The sequence below is a fragment of the Mycolicibacterium holsaticum DSM 44478 = JCM 12374 genome (assembly GCF_019645835.1).
GTDB lineage: Bacteria > Actinomycetota > Actinomycetes > Mycobacteriales > Mycobacteriaceae > Mycobacterium > Mycobacterium holsaticum.
Genome location: NZ_CP080998.1, coordinates 5,096,893 through 5,112,817 on the forward strand (window position 1 = coordinate 5,096,893; position 15,925 = coordinate 5,112,817).

14 protein-coding genes are annotated in these 15,925 nt (G+C 69.5%); 3 read left to right on the forward strand and 11 right to left on the reverse strand.

Annotation, left to right across the window (positions count from 1 at the left end):
- Positions 1–15: 15 nt before the first annotated feature.
- Complete coding sequence (locus K3U96_RS24430) at positions 16–1,506, forward strand: bifunctional phosphatase PAP2/diacylglycerol kinase family protein (protein WP_069407647.1); 1,491 nt, start codon at positions 16–18, stop codon at positions 1,504–1,506.
- On the opposite strand, the gene K3U96_RS24435 is transcribed toward K3U96_RS24430, so the two are convergent.
- Positions 1,463–2,131: a phosphatase PAP2 family protein gene (locus K3U96_RS24435; RefSeq protein WP_069407648.1), complete on the reverse strand. Its 669-nt coding sequence runs from the start codon at positions 2,129–2,131 to the stop codon at positions 1,463–1,465. The genes K3U96_RS24430 and K3U96_RS24435 overlap by 44 nt on opposite strands.
- 48 nt (positions 2,132–2,179) lie before the next feature.
- Between K3U96_RS24435 and K3U96_RS24440 the strand changes: the two genes are divergently transcribed.
- Complete coding sequence (locus K3U96_RS24440; protein ID WP_069407649.1) at positions 2,180–2,662, forward strand: hypothetical protein; 483 nt, start codon at positions 2,180–2,182, stop codon at positions 2,660–2,662.
- A 76-nt stretch (positions 2,663–2,738) separates the two neighbouring features.
- Here K3U96_RS24440 and K3U96_RS24445 read toward each other — a convergent pair whose 3' ends face one another.
- Positions 2,739–3,500 (reverse strand): trans-aconitate 2-methyltransferase, encoded by a 762-nt coding sequence (locus K3U96_RS24445; RefSeq protein ID WP_220691361.1) that lies wholly within the window; start codon positions 3,498–3,500, stop codon positions 2,739–2,741.
- A gap of 57 nt (positions 3,501–3,557) precedes the next feature.
- On the opposite strand from K3U96_RS24445, the gene K3U96_RS24450 reads away from it, so the two are divergent.
- The gene (locus tag K3U96_RS24450) at positions 3,558–4,754 is read left to right on the forward strand and encodes an alpha/beta hydrolase family protein (protein ID WP_220691362.1); all 1,197 of its coding nucleotides are present in this window, start codon (positions 3,558–3,560) and stop codon (positions 4,752–4,754) included.
- Here K3U96_RS24450 and eccE read toward each other — a convergent pair.
- Genes eccE through eccCa form a run of 9 tightly spaced genes read right to left on the reverse strand, consistent with a single transcriptional unit; the run spans position 4,741 to position 15,908 of the window.
- Positions 4,741–5,655: a type VII secretion protein EccE gene (eccE, locus tag K3U96_RS24455; RefSeq protein ID WP_220691363.1), complete on the reverse strand. Its 915-nt coding sequence runs from the start codon at positions 5,653–5,655 to the stop codon at positions 4,741–4,743. The two genes, K3U96_RS24450 and eccE, sit on opposite strands and share 14 nt — an antisense overlap.
- Positions 5,652–7,076 (reverse strand): type VII secretion-associated serine protease mycosin, encoded by a 1,425-nt coding sequence (mycP, locus tag K3U96_RS24460; protein WP_372515080.1) that lies wholly within the window; start codon positions 7,074–7,076, stop codon positions 5,652–5,654. The genes eccE and mycP overlap by 4 nt, the downstream gene beginning before the upstream one ends.
- 7 nt (positions 7,077–7,083) lie before the next feature.
- Complete coding sequence (gene eccD / locus K3U96_RS24465; protein ID WP_220691364.1) at positions 7,084–8,514, reverse strand: type VII secretion integral membrane protein EccD; 1,431 nt, start codon at positions 8,512–8,514, stop codon at positions 7,084–7,086.
- On the reverse strand, positions 8,493–9,365 hold the full coding sequence (locus K3U96_RS24470) for an ESX secretion-associated protein EspG (RefSeq protein WP_271035640.1): 873 nt from the start codon (positions 9,363–9,365) through the stop codon (positions 8,493–8,495). Before K3U96_RS24470 ends, eccD begins: the two co-directional genes overlap by 22 nt.
- A gap of 6 nt (positions 9,366–9,371) precedes the next feature.
- Entirely contained in the window at positions 9,372–9,662 is a 291-nt protein-coding gene (locus K3U96_RS24475) for a WXG100 family type VII secretion target (RefSeq protein WP_220691365.1), read from the reverse strand.
- A gap of 28 nt (positions 9,663–9,690) precedes the next feature.
- Positions 9,691–9,984 (reverse strand): type VII secretion protein EsxS, encoded by a 294-nt coding sequence (locus K3U96_RS24480; protein WP_069407214.1) that lies wholly within the window; start codon positions 9,982–9,984, stop codon positions 9,691–9,693.
- A 46-nt stretch (positions 9,985–10,030) separates the two neighbouring features.
- Positions 10,031–11,605, reverse strand: a complete 1,575-nt coding sequence (locus tag K3U96_RS24485; protein WP_220691366.1) for a PPE family protein — start codon at positions 11,603–11,605, stop codon at positions 10,031–10,033.
- Between the two features lie 2 nt (positions 11,606–11,607).
- Positions 11,608–11,916: a PE family protein gene (locus tag K3U96_RS24490; RefSeq protein WP_220691367.1), complete on the reverse strand. Its 309-nt coding sequence runs from the start codon at positions 11,914–11,916 to the stop codon at positions 11,608–11,610.
- Entirely contained in the window at positions 11,916–15,908 is a 3,993-nt protein-coding gene (gene eccCa, locus K3U96_RS24495; RefSeq protein ID WP_220691368.1) for a type VII secretion protein EccCa, read from the reverse strand. The genes K3U96_RS24490 and eccCa overlap by 1 nt, the downstream gene beginning before the upstream one ends.
- Positions 15,909–15,925: the final 17 nt, after the last annotated feature.

Sequence of the window (15,925 nt, forward strand, 5' to 3'; positions counted from 1 at the left end):
GGATAAGTTGATGGCATGGACTTACTGCCCGTACGGCGGCACCGTGGCATCCGACAGATCGGTCAGGGGCTCGGCACGCTCGACCGTGAGGTGTTCGAGGCCATCGCGGATTCGCCCAGCCCGCTGCTCGACGCGGTGATGCCCCGGCTGACCAGGGCCGCGGACTATTCGAAGTTGTGGTTGGCGATCGCGGCGGTGCTCGGGGCCGTCGGCGGGCCGTCGGTCCGTCGCGGCGCGACGCGCGGCGTGCTGAGCCTGGCGGTGACGAGCCTGGTCACCAACCAGGTGGCCAAGCGGGTGTGGAAGCGCGCGCGGCCCAACTGGGGGTTGGTGCCGTTGGCGCGGCGCGCACGACGCACGCCCACGTCGAACTCGTTGCCGTCGGGGCATTCGGCGAGCGCGGCGGCGTTCGCCGTCGGCGTCGGCTTGGAGAGCCCGCCGCTCGGGTTGGCGCTGGGACTGCTGGCCGGCCTGGTCGGGATGTCGCGGGTGGCGACCGGCGCGCACTACCCCGGCGACGTCCTTGCAGGACTCGGCCTGGGTGCTGCGGTGGCCGTGCTCGGCGGGCGGGTGGTGCCGCCGGTGGTTCCGACCAAGATTCCGGCCGCTGACCCGCTGTGGGTGGGCGCCGCCAAGCGTCCCGACGGCGCGGGTACGGTGCTTGTCGTCAACCCGGCCTCGGGTGCCGGCGCCGGGGCCGAGGTCATCGATCAGGTGCGAAAAGCATTGCCGCGCACAGAGATTGTCGAACTCGGGGATGACGACGACATCGAGGAGGCGTTGCGCTCTGCGGCCGAGCGTGCAGAGGTGCTTGCCGTGGCCGGCGGGGACGGCACCGTGTCGTGTGCGGCCGGCGTCGCGCTCGACGCCGACATCCCGCTGGCGGTGTTTCCCGGTGGGACGTTCAACCACTTCGCCAAGGACATCGGCTGCGACACCGTGGCCAAGACCGTCGAGGCGATCCAGCAGGGCACCGTCGCCTGCGTCGACCTGGTCTGCCTCAACGACAACCGCATGGTGATCAACACCGCGAGCATCGGGGCCTACCCGGCGTTCGTTGCGACCCGGGAGAAGTACGAACACCGGATCGGCAAGCCGCTGGCAAGCGTGTATGCGATGTACCACACGCTGCGACACGACGATCCCGTGCGGATCCGCTACGACAACAAGACGCTGCAGACGTCGCTGTTCTTCCTCGGCAACTCGACGTATCTGCCGTCGGGTTTCGCCCCGGCGCGGCGCACCCGCATCGACGACGGCCTGCTCGACATCCGGATCCTGGAGACCGGCCGTCCGTGGGCCAAGCTGCGCATACTCGCCGCGGCGGCGACGGGACGCCTCGAACGCAGCCCGCTGTACCACGAACTGCGGGTGCCGGAGTTCAAGTTCACGGTGGTCGACGGTACGACGGTACTGGCGCACGACGGCGAGGTCGGCACCGAATGCGACGAGGCCAGCTTCGTCACGCGGTACCGGGTGCTTCCGGTATTTCGTCCGGTTCCGTGATCGGCTGCGTCGGCGACACCATGGCCAGGCAGACGGCGAAATAGGCGTACCCCAGCAGCCATCCGGCGAGCACGTCGGAGGGATGGTGCACGTTGAGCACGACCCGACCCAACCCGATCGCGACGACGATCACGACGCCGAGGACCACCAGCCACGCCCGTAGCGGCCTGCGCACGACCGGAAGGACCACGCTCAGCAGCGCGAGCACGGCCACCATTACGCCCAGCGCATGGCCGGACGGAAACGCCGAGCCCATGGCGTGGACCAGAGCGGTGGCAGGGCGCGGCCGGTCGGCGGCACGCTTGGCGGCTTCTGTGATGAGCCCGCTGAGTTCGACCGTGATGAGCAGGAACATCGCGATACGCACGTTGCGCCGGACCAGCGCAACGACGATCACGACGAGCGTCACCAACCGAAAGGCCATCGGTCCCAGCACGGTGCAGAACACGTGCCAGCCGAGCACCCAGCCGGGGCGTGCGTCACCGTAGCGGTAGAAGCCCTCCAGCAGCGCGTTGTCGAGGTCGCTCAGCCACCGCCACTGCTGGGCGTAGCCGATCCACAGCAGCGCGTACCCCGCGGTCGCTGCGAGCGCCGAGCCGATCAGCCAGCGCTTGTGTGGTGCCACCCATAAGCTCTACCACCTGCGATGCGTCGCGGATTAGGGTGGCTGCACATGGCCGTATTTCTGCGCAAGCTGTTCCGCATCGGCGGTCTACCCGCCGAACTGCGCGCCGAGGTGGCCGCGGAGGGCATCATCCACCTGGCCGAGTACGTGCCCGTGACACGCCGCTTCAGCGGAAAGATCCCGGGTAAACGCGCCAACGGCGACATCGCGAGCTACGTCGGCTCGCTGGTGCTGACCAACGAGCGGGTGCTGGCCACGCTGTCATCGGTGCCGAAGCTCGCCGGCCGCACCGTCGATCAGCGCTGGGACGCCCCGCAGGCAGGCACCGTCACCGCCGAGCTGTCCGAGACCGGCCTCTTCATCGAGGTCGACCTGCACGCGGTGGATTCGCGGTGCGAGGGGCAGCTGTCCCTGCACTACAAGGAGTCGCTGCCCGACGAGCTGCTGATGCGCCTGCCCCGCCGGTCCCTGGCGTTCGACGTGCCGCCCGAGTACGTCTTCCGCGCGGTCGGCGTGCCCTATCACCCGTGAAACCGCTCCGCCGAACGTGCGTTACCCGCACGCCCGAAGCGCCGCGAGCGTGACACGACCCCACACTCGGCCGGGCTCAGCCCACCCGAGCCACCACGAAGATCCGCCGGAACGGGAAGAACGTCCTGCCGTCCGGTCGCATCGGATACGCCTGGTTCAACAGCGGGATCAGCTCCTCGCGGAACCGCTGCCACTGCGGGTCGGTGAGCCGGCTGCGCGCCGGACGCAGCGCCGTGCCGGTGATCCACTCCAGCACCGGATTCGGTCCGGTCAACTCGTGGACGTAGGTGCTCTCCCACGCGTCGACCGTGCAGCCGGCGTCGGTGAGCAGGCCCGCGTAGCGGGCGGGGTCGTCGACCTGACCGTCCCCGAATGGCAAGCTGCCCAACAGAGTCGACCATTCTGCGCGCCCGGCCAGTTCGTGGATCACCTGATGAGAAGGCGCATCGAAGTTGCCCGGCACCTGGAAGGCCAACCATGAGCCCGACCCGAGTTGACGGGTCCAGCGCACCAGCAGTTCGCGATGCTCGGCGACCCAGTGCAGCGTGGCGTTGCTGAGCACCACGTCGGTGTCGGGTTGCGGGGTCCAATCGGCGATATCGCCGACATGGGCGTCCAACCCGCGCCCGCGTGCCGCCTCGACCATTTCCGGTGAGCTGTCCCACGCCTCGATGACCGCGGACGGCCAGCGCTCGACGAGCGTGGCGGTGAGATTGCCTGGCCCGCAACCGAGATCGACCACCCGGCGCGGAGTCTCGGCGCCCACCCGCGACATCAAGTCGAAAAACGCGCGTCCGCGCTGATCGGCGAACGCCAGGTAGACGTCGGGATTCCACATGAGGCCAGTGTCTCACCGGCACCGGCCCGGCACCGGCGACCGCGTTACCATGCGGACGTGACCACTTCGGACGCCGCCCCGGTCGATCCGCCCATCCCTGTCCCCGATGTGCCCGGCGACGACGCCAGCTCGCGCGGCCTGCCGCGGCGCGTCGACCTCACACTGCGCCAACGTCTCATCGTCGACTCGTCGGCCGCGGCAGACGTCGCGTTGCGCACGGCAATCGCGTCCATGATCGGCGCATCGATGCTGCCCACGATCGTCGGCGCCGCGTTGCGGTCCCAATCCCGCGCGGAGGGCGACCATCTGCGCTTCTACGCCGACCTGGCCAACGAGGCCGACGCCCGGCTGTCGTTTCCCGCGCCGACCGTCGAACCGCGGATCTCCTCGCGGCCCGCCGACCCGGTCGCCGAGTGGATCGCCAAGGGGCAGGTCCACAACATCCGGTTCAACAGCAGCTTCGAGGCGGTCAACCCCGCGTTGCGTGACCGGTGCCGTGCTTACCAACGCAACAACGTCGTGCACGCCCAGCATTGGCGCCACGACGACGGGCCGCATCCGACGCTGTGCCTGATCCACGGCTTCATGGGCTCGGCCTACCTGTTCAACGGATTGTTCTTCTCGCTGCCGTGGTTCTACCGGTCCGGTTACGACGTGCTGCTGCTGACGCTGCCGTTCCACGGACGTCGCGCAGAACGGTTTTCCCCGTTCTCCGGTTACGGCTATTTCGCGCACGGCTTCTCGGGGTTCGCCGAGGCGATGGCCCAGGCCGTGCACGACTTCCGTTCCCTGGTCGACTACCTCGAGTACACCGGGGTGGACCGGATCGCGCTGACCGGCATGTCGCTGGGCGGCTACACCGCCGCGTTGCTGGCCTGCGTGGACGACCGTATCCAGGCAGTGATTCCCAATGTCCCTGTGGTCACGCCGGATCGCACGGCCGACGAGTGGTTCCCGGCCAACCAGGTCATGCGGTTGCGCAACCTGCTCGCCCGCACCGACGACGAATTGGCCGGTGCGGCAACGATGTACCCCTCACCGTTGAACTACGCGCCGGTGGTGGCCAAGGAGCGACGGCTGATCATCACCGGTCTGGGCGATCGGCTGGCCCCGCCCGAGCAGGCCGAGATGTTGTGGGAACACTGGGACCGTTGCGCATTTCACTGGTTTCCCGGTAACCACGTGTTGCACGTCAGCCAACCGGACTACTTGCGGCGGATGACGCGTTTTCTGCGTCCGTTCATGTTCGACTGAGCTCGCTGAACGACCCGACCGGCCAGTCGATCCGGTCCAACAGCCCGGTCGGCAGTGGGCTGGTCGCAAGGTCGAGCCGCTCGGCGGTCCGCGGGTCCAACGCGTTGAGCAACGGCCGCTGGATGCCCGGATGCGCGGTCAGGCCAGCCAGTGGCACACCCCGAACGGCCTGCGGGGTGCGGAACGCGCACACCGCTGTGACCGTCAGATGGGTTGCGGTACCGGCGAACTCCACCGCCGTCCACGTTTCGGTGGGCCGCGACCACACCTCGCTCAACCGGTCGGGCAGCCGATCGTCGACCGGGATGCCGTATGCCGACACCACGCCGTGCTCGTCGTGCACTGCGCGCCACTTTTCCCGGCCCGGCCCGGCGGGCGGGTCGGCGACGTCGACGATGGCGGCCTGCAGACCGGTCTCGCGGAGATGGTCGGCCAGCCGTCGGCCGAGGACCTCGGTGGTGGCCAGCAACGGCAGTTCGGGTGACCGGGCCATCAGCGCGGTGAGGTTGTCAGCGGCGTTGAGCGTCAGGCTGATCCACGTCGTGCGCACACCGGCCTGGTCACGGCTGGTGACGCGCACCTTCTGGCACCGGACCCCGAAGCGTTCGACGTAACCGGCCACCAGCGGCAAGGACAGCCCCACCGCGTTCGGGTCGTCGATACGCAGCAACACCGTGGCTTCGTTGGAGGGCTGCAGCTTGGGTGTGGAGTGGTTGCGCCGCCACACCGCGATATGGCGTGCGAGCCTGGTCGTCAGGAAAAGCCCACCCCACCTGGCGAATACCGCGACCACCACGGCGACGGCCACGCCAAGGACCCAACGGTCGGTGGTGGAGTCGAATGGATAGGCCATCGCCGCGGCAACGATAGCCAGCAGCGTCAACGCCAGTCGGATGGTCACTTCGAATGCCTCCCAGGTGCGGCCTGCGCCGCGGTGTTTCGCTTGCGTTGGGCAGCGACCGCGGCAGTGGCGGCGGCGGCCAGGGCCAGCACGCCGGTGCCGACGAACGCGACGGTGCGTGGGGTGGATTCGGCAGCCGGCGGCTGTGGCGGCGCGGCTACCGGTTTGGGTTTGGGTTCGGCTGTGCCGATATCGCCTGCGGAGCTGACATCCCATGTCAGCGCCGCGACCGGATCGACGAGGCCCGCGCCGGTCAGGTTGGACGGTGCCCGGGCGGCGCCTTGTGCGCTGGCCGTCAGCCGGTCGATGACCTGCTGTGCGGTCAGTTCGGGAAATCGACTGCGCACCAACGCGGCAGCGCCTGCGACGTAGGCCGAGGCGAAGCTCGAACTGTTGAGCCCGAACAATTCGCCACGGTCGTTGGGTAGCGCGTTGGCCAGCCCGCCGCCCTCGGCGTTGCCGACCGAGGTGATGTTCTCGCCGGGCGCCGCGATGCCCACCCACGGGCCGGCCATCGTGAACTCCGAGGGCTGCCCTGCGGTGTTGACCGAACCCACCGACAGCACGTAGGGCTGCCACCACGACGGGATCGACACCGATGTCACGCCCGTCCAGTTGCGTGGATCCTCCGGACGGCCGGGATCCGACAGCGGGTTGGACGGGCAGGCCGAGCCGGGGTTCAGCCCGGCCCGGTTGTTGCCTGCCGCGGCGACGATCACCGCGTCCTTGTCGACGGCGGCATAACGCAACGCGGCGCCGAGTTCGTTCTGGTCGACCGCCTCGTTCGCCCGAAGACAGGTGACCGCGGAGATGGTGATGACACGCGCACCCAGGTCCGCCGCGCGGACGACTGCCCTTGCCAGCGTGGCGACGTCGTGGGCGACGCGCGCGGTGGCCGGGTCCTCGCCGGTGTCGCGTGGCGCGAACCGCGCCGAGGTCGAGCGGATGGCCAGCACGCGCGCGCCCGGTGCGACGCCGGAGAAGCCGTCGGGACCGGGTTGGCCGGCGATGACGCCGGCCACCAGCGTTCCGTGCCCGTCGCAGTCGGAGCGCCCGTCGGTCGACTCGACGAAGTCACCGCCCGGTTCGACGTTCGGCAGTCGCGGCCCGGGCTGTACCCCGGTGTCGATCACCGCGACGAGTTGGCCCTCACCGCGGCTGAATTCCCATGCGCCGCCGACGTTTAACATCGCCTGGTTCGGGTTGATCGCGCCGGGATCGGTGCCGGGCAGCACGCCGGTGGTGACGCACGGGCCGCGCTGGGCCATCGGCTGCACGGGTCCTGCGCTGCCCGACGGCGGGGCGGCCGCGGGGTCGATCTCCGGCGGCGTGATCGCCAGCGCCGCAGGGCAGCTCACCACCGCGACAGCCAGCGGAGCCGTCGCAGCCGGGAGAATCCGACGCCACCCGATGCGATTCACCGAAGCCTCATCGGTTCAACACCCAGGCGAACAGTCCGACCAGATAAGCCAGCACCGGGATCAGCGACGCGTCGACGGCCGAGGCCACGAACCCGACCAGGCGCCGCATCGGCAGCGAGTAGGTGTCCGGCGAAGCCACCTGCGGGAACATTGCCGCGATCACCCACACCACCGTCACCGCGGCTGACGCGGCAAGCGCCCACCATGCCGCGGTGTAGCGGCCCTCCGCGATGAACGCCGCGAGGAACGCGGTCGCCATGAGCAGCGGCTGGCTCAGCAGCCACGCCTTGCACGGCGCCGAGTCCCACACCCTGGCCTTCAACACCGTCCCCAATGCCACCGCCCCGACGACGTACCACGTCCAATTCGAAACACCTTGTGGTGCAGCCAGGATCAGCGCACCGGCGGTGATCAGCAGTACGCCACCGGCGATGAATCCGGTTTGATGGGAGTCGCTGATCCGCACCCGACGCGGCAGGTCCCGAAGCACCGTGATCGACGGCGCCGACGGCGCCGGATCCCCGGGGGCCGGGATCACCGGCACGGGCAGCCGCGACCACAACGCGGACAGTTGCGGCGCCTGCACGATCGCCAGCAGCGCCAACACCACCAGCACCGATCCGATGACCACCCAGTTCAGCTCCCAGATCGCCGCGGCGCCACCGGTGATCAGAGCGCCCAACCCGACGACGCTGGCCGCGGTGAACACCGCGATGCCGCGCTCGGCGACGGTGATGGCAACGATGGACCACGCCGTGACGCCCGCGGCGGCGAGTAACACCTGCGACGGGCCGAACTCGCCCGGCACGGCCAGTGCGAGCGCCGCGGCGATCGGGGCCAACGCGGTCACCGACATCGCTGTGGCGAACCGGTGAAACGGCGCCCTGGTCAGCAGCGCGGTCAGCACCGTCAACGCCGCGACGCCCGCCGCCGCGAACAGGCCCCCGTCGCCACCGTTGACGATGCGGTGCGCGGTAGCCAAGGCGGTGGCGACCAGGGTGAACCCGATGACCGCGACGCCCGCGCCCCGCATGATGTGCGGTGCGCCCCAGGGCCGTTCTCGCGCAGCGGAGAAGATGACCGTCGCGTCGCCGATGTCCTCGACGATCCGCGGAGCCGGGGGCCCCGCCGGGACGGGTTGCAGTGCAAGCAGATCGCCGTCCACGACGCCGACGGTGTCCAGCGTCGCATCGAGGCTGAACGGTGCGCCGCCGACCGGGGCGAGCGAAAGCGGTACCGGTGGGTGCTCGCCGTCGCCGTCGGCCGCCATCGCCATTCGCCGTACGGCGGGCAGCACCTCGCGCAGCGGCAACTCGGTCGGCAGCACCATGTCGGTGACACGGCCCTTACCGCCGTCACCGACGGCGAGGACCGCGACGCGGACGATCGGCATCGCCTTCAGCGACGCGCTGCCGTTCAATGAACTGTGTGACGCCATCTCTGGTGTTCCGTTCTCTGGTCGAGGTTGAAGTCTCGAATCAACTGCAATTGCGGGAACCACGCGCCGTCAGGCAGGGTCGCGGTCAGCCGCTCGATCGCGGTCGCGATCGCAAGGGAAGTGCCCGACGTGAACGTGGACACCCATTCACCGTCGTAGGCGCGCGACGGGTACACCAGTATGCGTCCGGCGCTCGTGTCGACGACGCTGACGCCGACGTCCGTGCTGACGCGGTGCCCGTCGCGGTGGTCACCGGCCACGATCTCGACGTAGCTGCGGCTGGGTGTGTATGCGGCCTCGACCACCGGCAGCGCCGACACCGGAATACCGAGGAAGTCAACCACTTCGGTGAGCGTCGCACCGTTGCGCAGCTGCTCGTCGGCGCGGGCCCCGATGCGCGCGGGGATGGTGAACTCCTCGAACGTCGCCGGTGAGCGCCGGGTAAGACCTGCGGTCAGCACCGGCACCAGCGCCTGCGGATGGTCGATCTCCAGCGCCGTGAACGTCACCAGCCCGCCGCTGCGCAGCGCCACGATGGTCTGGTCCTCACGGCGCCCGACGTGTCCGCGCAGCATGTTGCCCGACCCGCTGACGAACCTCAGCTCCAGCCAGCGTCGCGGCCGGCAGGTGAGCGTGATCCAGTGACGGACATCGGGATTGACGACACCGTCCGCGGTGATCAGTCCCAGCTCCGCCAGTTCCGCGGTGAGCCTGGCTTCGGCCGCCGGACGCGCTGCATGGTCGCTGTAGGGCGGTGTGATGGCGAGCACCCAGGGAAAGCTCCCGGCGTTCAACACATCAGCGATGAACCAGGCCTGCTCCGCGGTCAGTTCGACTGCGTTAGCAGACACCGAAATTCAGCCGCCCCACTTGGCGCCTTCGGCGGCGTCGCGCGCGCTCATCGCCATGGTGTTGGTCTCGTGGGTGGTGGCCATGGCGCGGTACGCCCGGACCAGTTCCTCCATGGCGACGTTCCACTGCGCCTGCCAAGCCTGGTAGGTCATGGCGGTATCGCCCTGCCATGCCGCGGCCAGCGCTGCCTGCTCGCTGGCGACGTCGGTGCCGACGGCGTGCAGCGCACCGGCGTATCCGGCCATCTCACCCGCGTGCGCCAGCATCGCCGGGTAGTTGTACATGATCTGGGACATCAGGATCTCCCTCTGGTCAGTTCGTGGTTCAGATGCCGGTGTAGGTGCTGGCGTTGGCTGCGTCCTGAGCGACGTAGCTGCCCGCGGCGTCGCCGAGGTTGACCTGCGCGATGTCCAGCAGCGAGTTGACCCGCGCGGAGACCTCGAGGAACCGGGCGTGCGCGGCCTGGAAGGCGGCGCTGGACTCGCCGATGTGGAAGGCCTGCGCCGACTGGGCAGCCTGCTCGGCCTGCGCGATCGTGCTGCGCATCAGCGCGGCCTTGGCGGAAAACGCCGCCTCCGACGATACGAGTTGCGGGATGTGAGCGTCTAAGAGGCTCATGGATTTACCTTTCGGATTGTCGTAACTGGGCGGTCGGTCGGTCTTCTCAGTTGCGCGAGCCCCCTTCTGTGTCCCAGTCGCCGGGCAGCAGCGGCTCGGTCGGGCCGCCGCCGAACGGGTCGCCGGCCAGTTCGGTCAGCCCAGCCGCTCCTTCGGTTTCCGGTTTGGTGGCCGCTCCGGTGAAACCCATCGGGCCCGCGCCCTTGTCGGATGCGCTCACCCGCGGTTTGCGGACCGGCTCCGGCGGCGTGTCCTCCGGGCCGGGTTCGTAGTCCATGTACGCGTCGGCGTACTGGCGTTCGTGCACCGGGGCCGCGCGGCGCCGCCGCGCCTTGCGTTTGGCCAGCGCTGCCGCCGCGGCCGCGGCGGCAGCGGATGCGGCGATATCGGATGCGGGTGCCTTGGCTCCGGCGCCCTCGCGCAGGGTGGGCGTGAAACCCTCGTCGGGGCCGGGACCCGCCACGGCGTACGGCACCACCGGTGCGGCGGCCGCGGCGGCCACGCCGCCCGCGGGTGCGGCGCCGGCGGCCACCGATGCGGCAGGCGCCGCGGGGGCGGCGGGCACCGTCGGGGCGACCGTGGCGGCCACCGGCATCGGGTCGGCGCGCTGCGCGGGTGCCGATGAGGGCGCCTGCTGCGGCGCGGGAGCGGCTTCGGGCACCGGCGCGACGGGCGGGTTGAGGTACTGGTGCAGGAAGTAGCCGCCGATGCCCAGCGCCAGCGGGGCCATCCACGTCGTCAGCAGCAGGTTGGGATAGGTGACCGAAGCGCCGACCCACGAGACAGCCTGGTAGGCAACGGCCATCAGGAACGGGCCGTAGGCGACCAGCGTCGGGCCGGGATTGGTCAGCAGCCCGACGATCAGCTGCTGGGTGTTACCGATCGGATCGGCCATGAATTCGATGATGGGCTCGAACAGCTGATAGACGTACTGCCCGTAGGCCTGGTAGATCTGGCCGACGAACCGCAACAGCTGCGCGATGATGTCCGAGTTCGCCAGCGCCGAACCCGAATCGGCCGCGGTCGCCTGCGCGAACGACTGCTGCGTCGTCGCCGCCGCCGCTCCGGCCTCCCCCACGCCGGGGGTGAGCACGAACGGGGCGGGCGGGGTGGTCGGGCTGGCGGCCACCGCGGCACCCGACACCGCCTGGTACGTGCTCATCGTCGTCGCGGCCTGGATCCACATCCGCACGTAGTTGGCTTCGTTGACGGCGATCGGAATGGTGTTGATGCCAAGGAAGTTGGTGGCGATCAGCGTCGCTTGGGTGGTGCGGTTCAACGCCAGCTCGGCGAGGGTGGGCATCATCGCCAAGGCTGTGGAGTACGCGGCCGCCGCCGCCTCGTGCTGAGCGGCGCTCGCCGCGCTGTTGGCGCTTGCCTGCGCCAGCCAGGCCAGATACGGCGCGTGGGCCGCGACGTACTGCTCGGCGCTCGGACCCTCCCACGCACCGCTCTGCACCGCGCCGAGCAGACCGGTCAATTCCGCGGCGGCGGTGGAGTATTCGGTAGCCAGCGCCTGCCACGCCCCCGCGGCCGCCAGCAGCGAACCCGGCCCTGGGCCGCTGCTCAGCATCGCCGAATGCACCTCCGGAGGAAGCGCCATCCAGATGGGGGCGGTCATGGTCAGCTACCCGACACCAGATACGACGAAGCGGCCATCGCATCACCGGCGGCATAGCTTGCCGCCGATTCTCCGACGCCGACACCGGCTCTTCCGAGCTCTTCGACACCTTGGGCAGCCATCGTATTGTGCTGCACGCCATGGGCACTGAAGCCGGCTGCGGTCTGCAGCGAGACCGCGTCGGCGGCGGGCGGTACCACGGTGGTGACCAGAGGTGCGGCTGCCGCGTGGGCGGCGGCCAGCCGGGCGGTCAGCCCTTCGACGGCAGCGCTGGCCGCGGTCAGGCCTTCGGGCACTACACGCAGAGTCATCAGTTCAACTCCCTTCCAATATCTCTTGGCTGTCTCTCGGATCCTCCGGCAACTGCGTCTGCCAGGGGGTTGACGAGTTGCACGAAGGTGGCGTCGTCGCCGTCGTCGAGCAGCATGGCCCGCCCGGTGGGCAGGCGGCGGAAGCGGTGTCCCCTGATCTTTCCGCTGTCCTGCGGGTTGCCGGACAGCATGAGGATGTCGGCCTGCAGTTCGTTGAGCCGGCGCAGCAGCGGGGCGGTCATCAGGGCGTGCGCCGAACCGGTGGCGCGCGCGGTGACGATGACGCGCAGCCCGAGTTCGCTGGCCTGGGAGAGCAAGCCGAGCAGCGCTGTCCACGGCCGCTGTCCCACATAGGGGCCGCTGACCGCCGGAGCGTCGGGAATCTGGTCGACGTCGTCGATGATCAGATAGTGGGTGTGGCCATGCTCTCCTGACTGGTAGCTCCAGTCGGCGAGCCGCTGCGGCGTCAAACCCGCGGGCGGACGCCGCTTTTCGAGCAGGCCGGCCAGGCCGAGCATGGCCGGGGTCACCCGGTCGATGTTCGGGGTGTACTCGTTGTCGGCGAACAGCGGTTCGTCCACCAGATGCAGGCGCCGGTCGATCACCGTGAACGCCACCTGATCGGAGGTGGAGTGTTCGCGGATCGTCCGGATGAGGTGGCGCAGCAGTGTCGTCTTGCCCGACTTGCTGTCCCCGAACACCATCAACAACGGGTTGCGGGCGAAGTCCACCGCCACCGCTGCCAGATCCTGCTCGCGTTGGCCGATGACCACTCGCTCGGGCGCCGGATACAGCGGCGCGACCGTCGCGGGCGCCAGGTTGTGCGGCAGCAGGCGAACCGGGGGCGCGGTGACGCCGGGGTAGCGGGTGTTGATCACCGGGATGTCGGCCAGATCCGGTTGGGCGAACAGGAAGTGCTCGGCGGCCATCGTCAGGCCGCGACCCGGCTGATCGGCGGGCACCGCCTCGGCGGGGCGGCGCAGCGCGCCGGTGATGCGCACGTTGCTGTCACGCGGGTCGGACAGCTTGAGTTCCAGCCGCAAGCCGAGTCCGTCGCGCATGGCCAACGGCACCTCCAGCCAGTTCGGTGTGGTGACGACGACGTGGATACCGTATGACATCCCGGTGTTCACCAGCTCGGTAACCTTGGCCAACAACGGGTTTCGGGTGTTGAACATGTCGGTGTTGTCCCGACTGAACGCGTACAGGTTGTCGATGGCTAGGAAAACGTGGGGGTAGACCTCTCCATTTTCGGCTCTGCGCTCACCCGAGCCGTTGTGCCCGCGCGCCTGCCGGGACCGCAACAGCTGTTCGAGCTCACCGAACGTGCGCCGGACCCGCTCGGGCTCCAGGGGCGAGGCGACGCTGCCGACGTGGGCGAGGTCCTCCAGCGCACGCAGTTGGCCGCCGCCGTAGTCCAGGCAGTAGAACGTGACCTCGCGCGGGGTGTGCAGCGCGGCCGCCGACAGGATGAAGGTCTGCAGCGCGGTCGTCTTGCCCGACTTCGGGCCGCCGTGGATCAGCACGTTGGCCGCCGCCGACGTCGCGTCGAAGACGAGCGGGTCACGACGCATCGCGAACGGCCGGTCGATTTCGCCGAGCGGCCAACGCCATTGGCCTTCGGGTACATCGGCGCGCGCCAGCAGACCGTCGAGCGAGATGGGCTCGTCCAGCGGCGGCAACCACAGCCGCGGCGCCTTCGGGCCGTAGTGCGCGAGCTGATCGCCGATGGTGGCGATGAGTTTGCGCGGCGGGCGGTCCTCGTGCGCGGCGGGTTCGACGATCGTCACGGTGTCGGCGGGAGCCTCAACGTGTTCCGCGGTGAACAGCTGCGGTGTCGGGACCGACTGCACCACAACGGACTTCTCGACCCGCGGCGGATCATAGATGCCGTCCACGTACGTGCTGCGGAACTTGACCGGCATCGCACCGGGGGTCGGGACCAGGAAGCCCTCGCCCTTGTGCTCGGGGCCGGCCTCGATGTGGAAGGCGTCTTCGACGCCGATGATCTGACGGCTGACGGCGGGGCTGGCGACCTTCAGCCCGATCCGGTACGACGTGTTCTTGTCGATGTCCTTGATCCGCCCCACATCCAGCGTCTGCGACGCGAACAGGATGTGGATACGGAACGACCGGCCCTTGCGCGCCACGTAGTCGAAGAGGTCGGCGTATTCGGGATGGTCGGCCAGCATCAGCGAGAACTCGTCGGCGACCACCAACAGCGTCGGCAGCGGGGGCAGGTCGTAGCCCGCGGCGATCGCGGCTTCGTATTCGAGCACCGAGCTGAACGCGGCGCCCTGCACCCGGCGGCCGGCCTCCATCAGCAGCTGTTCGCGCCGCGCCACCTCGCCGCGCAGGGTGTCGGCGAACCGGTCTGCCAGCGAACGCTTCTCGGCCATGTTCGAGATGACCGCGACGACCTGAGGGAAGTCGCGGAAGATGTCAGCGCCGGCCTCACCCTTGAAGTCGGCGTAGATGACGATCAGCCGGTCGGCCGAGTGTGTGCTCAACAACGCCAACAGGATCGACATCAGCGTCTGCGATTTGCCCGACCCGGTCATGCCGATCATCAGGCCGTGCGGCCCCATGCCGCCTTCGGCCTCGTCCTTGAGGTCGAACATCAGCGGGTCGCCGGTCGCCGTGACACCGATGGGTACCCGAAGCTCTTCTGCCCGCGGCCGCGGCGCCCACAGGCTGGCCACGTCCAGCGCCGCGGCGTCGGGAATGCCGAGCAGGGTGGAGAACGTCGCCACCCCGGCGTTGCTCGTGCGCGCGTGGTTGGGGTTGGAGTCCCATCGCGACAGCCGCCGCGCGACGTGGCGCGCGGTCGCGGCATCGATGCGGTCGGCGGCGTCGACGTAGGGTTGCCACCCGCCGCTGCGCCAACGCTCGAGCCGCCCGGCGACGACGTGCAGGACCGGGCGCTCCGGGTCGACGTACTGTTCGCGGTGCGGCGGCTCTTCGGAGCGGTGCACGACGGTCACCGCCGACAGGCCGCTGCGGGGTACCAGGGTGGTGGGGTCGACGTCGGGATCGTCGACGACGATCAGCAGGTGCTTGCCACCGGACTCGGTGGCCGCGCCGAACGGTGCGCGGTCATCGAGCGCCGCAGCGAGCATCGACCGCATCTCGGCGGCGTCACTGCTGAGGTACCGCGCCGGGCCCGCGCCGTCGGCAACTCCAGGAATATCGGTGTGCGGCAACCACTTCAACCACGACCAGTCGTCTTCTTCGATGCGCGGTGACAACACGGCTACGCCGAGCACCGCGGGGTCGTGCCACGTGACGGCCTGGGTGATCCACGCGCGCACCGCTGCCCGCACCTCGTCGGGTTCGCCGAGCACGGTCAACCGCGCCACCTTGGCCAGGTCGATGCCTGAGGGCACCGCGCGCACGGTGCGCTGCACGTCGAGCAGGCCGCGCAACGCGCTGTGCGACACCGGTTCCAGGTCGATCTCGTTGGCGGTGTCCTTCACCCGCAGCATGGCGTTCAGCGGCGCATCGTGTAAGCCCGTGCGTACCACCAGGAAGTCGGCGTCGCCGGGGTCGCGTTCCCACTGCCGCCTGGTGCCGGGGATGTCGCCGAGCAGGGCGGGGTCCGGATGCGACCACTCCAGTGCCGCACGCTGTTCGGCGGCGTGGGCGCGGACGTTGTCGCGCACCACCGACAGGTAACGCAGGTAGTCGGCCCGCTCCGCGTCGACCTCCTCGGTGCGCATCTTGTTGTCGGTGCCGCGGTAGAGCGCGGTCGCGGCCAGGAGCAGGACGAACGGGAAGAACAGCGTCGTCGGGGAGATCAGCCGCATGCCGGTGGCCACCAACGCCACGATCATCCCGACGATGAGGATGACGATCAGGTACGGCAGCACCCGGCGCAGCAGGGACGGCGGCACCAACCGCGGCAGTTCTGGCGGTGGTTCGATGGTGATGGTGCCCTGGCGCGTCGTCGGCGGCGGGATCCGGCGGCGCGTTTCGAAGATGAGCCGGCTCACGCGCGGTCCTCGCAGGT